We start from the raw sequence: 704 nt of genomic DNA, 5'->3' as shown, positions 1-704 counted from the left end.
CGGCCTGCGCAACGCCGCGATCGAGACGCTGCAGTCCATGGGGTCCGACGTCAACGCTGCTCTCCGATACCGACAGCGACGTGCGAATCTTCGCCGTCAATGTCCTCTTCTCGCTTCGCCACCCTCGCGTGCCGCAACTCGCCTGGGACGTCATCCGGACGGACCCGCACGTCAATGTCTGCGCAGCCGCCGTGGACGTGCTGGCCGAGCTGGGAACCTCCGAGATGCACGGTGACCTCGAGGCGCTGGTGCAACGCTTTCCGGACGAGCCGTTCCTTCGCTTCGCGGTCTCCGCCGCGATGAAACAGATCAGCTGAAAGTCTCGGTTATGGCTCCCAGGTCCGGCGAGACGACGGGACTTCAAACCGAGGAGTTTCTGAAATTCCGTGAGTTCTTCTACCGCAAGACCGGCATCATGTTCGCCGACAACAAGCGCTATTTCGTCGACAAGCGCATCCGGGAGCGCATGGACGCCGGGGACTTCAACTCGTTCCAGTCCTATTTCAACGCCATGCGGCTGGGAGACAGCTCCCGCGAGCTCCAGCAGCTCATCAACATCATGACGGTCAACGAGACGCACTTCTACCGAGAGGAGTATCAATTCCGCTGCCTGATCTCCTCCTTGCTGCCGGAGGTCGTCCGCAACCAGCAGCACGGCGCGCCGGTGCGGATCTGGTCGGTGCCCTGCTCGACCGGCGAGGAGC

2 protein-coding genes are annotated in these 704 nt (G+C 62.6%); both read left to right on the top strand.

Annotated features, from left to right (window positions below):
• On the top strand, window positions 1-317 hold a 317-nt coding region (locus tag ABTU92_RS29990), incomplete at its 5' end, for a HEAT repeat domain-containing protein (protein WP_408095183.1).
• Between the two features lie 11 nt (window positions 318-328).
• On the top strand, window positions 329-704 hold a 376-nt coding region (locus ABTU92_RS29985; RefSeq protein ID WP_408095182.1), incomplete at its 3' end, for a CheR family methyltransferase.

It is taken from the genome of Rhodoplanes sp. SY1, from assembly GCF_046000175.1.
Taxonomy (GTDB): domain Bacteria; phylum Pseudomonadota; class Alphaproteobacteria; order Rhizobiales; family Xanthobacteraceae; genus Rhodoplanes.
This window is presented reverse-complemented; position numbering and strand designations above follow the sequence as displayed.